This window comes from Isoptericola sp. NPDC060257 (assembly GCF_042726645.1).
GTDB lineage: Bacteria > Actinomycetota > Actinomycetes > Actinomycetales > Cellulomonadaceae > Isoptericola > Isoptericola nanjingensis.
This window is the reverse complement of sequence record NZ_JBHXAW010000484.1, coordinates 1-1,620: the sequence shown is the minus strand read 5'-3', so window position 1 is coordinate 1,620 and position 1,620 is coordinate 1. Positions and strand designations below refer to the sequence as shown.

The following is a 1,620-nucleotide window of genomic DNA, read 5'->3' as shown; positions in this document are numbered from 1 at the left end:
TACGCGGCCTGGCCGACGTGCTGCAGGTCGTCGCCGACGACGCTGACGAGCCGCACCCCGAGCGTGACCGGCGGGTCCCACCTCGTGTCCACGACGCGGTCCAGGTCGGCGGCGGTCACCGTCGTCAGGTAGGCGGTCGTCGCGGCGTGCACGCCGTCGAGGTAGCCCCGCAGCAGGGCCGCGTCGACGCGGACGGCCGCGACCTGCTCCGGCGTGTGGCCGTAGCCGGTGTCCGCGACGTCGAACGGCAGCCCGAACCTCTCCGCCCAGCCGTCCGCCGTCCACCGCTGCTCGGTGCCGGCGACGTCCGCGACGTGGTCGTCCTGCACCCGCGCCAGGTGCCACACGAGCCACGCGACGGTGTTCGCCTCCGGGTCGGGGCGGTACGTCAGCCGGTCGGCCGTGGCTCCGCGCAGCACGCGGTGCGCCGTCTCGGCGATCCGCCCGAAGGCGTCGGTCAGCAGGGCGACGTGCGGTACGGACGCGTCCGTCATGGTGCTCCTCCTCCCCGGCGCCCCGGGCGGGCGCCGGTCAGCGACGGTCGACGGTGACGTGCGCGGACGTCACCGTCGCGGACAGGTAGGCGGCGCTGCGGCCGTCGGCGGGCTGCTCGCCGTGGTCGACGACGAGCGTCGCGCCGGCGCTCGGCAGCACCGAGCCGTCGAGGACGACCTGGCCGGACGCGCCGCGCACCTTGAGGTTCACCGGGGTGCCCGCCGGGAGGCGCAGGTCGATCGCGCCGGAGACCGTCTTGGCCGTGATCAGCGGGCTCGCCTGGGTGGCGGTGACCGTCGCGGCCCCCGACACGGTGGTCAGGGAGACCCGCGCGAGCGCGCCCGCCAGGGCGATCGACCCGGCCGCGCTGTTCGCCGTCACGTCCCCGGTGTGCCCCTCGGCCGACAGCGCGCCCGAGACGGTCTTGAGCGACATCGGCCCGGTCGTGCCGGTCGTGCGCACGGCGCCGGTCACGGTCTTCACCGCGACCTTGCGGCCCCCGGCGACCTCGACGTCCGCGCCGAGGGTGCCGACGTCGACCGCCCCGTCCGCCGGGACGACGACGCGCACCACGGCACGCTCGCTCTGGCGCGGGTTGCGCAGCTTCGCCATGACGGAGTCGAGCACGGAGCTCTCGTAGCCCACGCGCAGCCGGTCCCCGTCGCGCACGACCTGGAGCGGCTTGGCGCTCACCTCGAGCAGCTCGATCCGCACGCCCGTCGCGGCCGGGTCGGCGACGACGTCGGCGCGCCCGTCCTGCAGGCGGAGCGTCACCCCCGTGGCCTGCTCGACGTCGATGGTCTGCGGGGCGGCGACCGCCCACGACTCCGTGCTCATGAGGCTCCCTGTGGTGCTCGGGCTGTGCTGGGGACGGGTACCACCCTGGCAGAGCCCGGGGACGTCCGGATCGGGGATGCCCCGGATTCCGACCCCGGGCCTCCGGTGTGGGACCATGGGAACCGACCCCTCGTCCATCCTTCGTGAGGAGACCACCATGAGCAAGCGCGGTCGCAAGCGCCGTAGCCGCAAGGGCAACGCCGCCAACCACGGCAAGCGTCCCAACGCCTGAGCACAGGCAGCAGACGTCTCGCCGAGACACGTCGAAGGGCCGGGAACCCCGCGGGG

The 1,620-nt window shown here is 75.1% G+C and carries 3 protein-coding genes; 1 reads left to right on the top strand and 2 read right to left on the bottom strand.

Annotated elements, in window-relative coordinates:
- Both ACFWEK_RS21525 and ACFWEK_RS21520 read right to left on the bottom strand, forming a co-directional pair.
- Positions 1-494 (bottom strand): DinB family protein (locus ACFWEK_RS21525; RefSeq protein ID WP_430555362.1); only part of this gene is annotated, 494 nt, incomplete at its 3' end.
- A gap of 37 nt (positions 495-531) precedes the next feature.
- Entirely contained in the window at positions 532-1,332 is an 801-nt protein-coding gene (locus ACFWEK_RS21520; RefSeq protein WP_430548408.1) for a DUF4097 family beta strand repeat-containing protein, read from the bottom strand.
- Positions 1,333-1,489: 157 nt separating this feature from the next.
- On the opposite strand from ACFWEK_RS21520, the gene ACFWEK_RS21515 reads away from it, so the two are divergent.
- Positions 1,490-1,564: a 50S ribosomal protein bL37 gene (locus tag ACFWEK_RS21515; protein ID WP_099052597.1), complete on the top strand. Its 75-nt coding sequence runs from the start codon at positions 1,490-1,492 to the stop codon at positions 1,562-1,564.
- The last annotated feature ends 56 nt before the right edge of the window (positions 1,565-1,620 follow it).

Excerpts from the sequence above, each read along its gene's own strand:
- ACFWEK_RS21520 (WP_430548408.1), bottom strand. The coding sequence starts at position 1,332 with ATGAGCACGGAGTCGTGGGCGGTCGCCGCCCCGCAGACCATCGACGTC.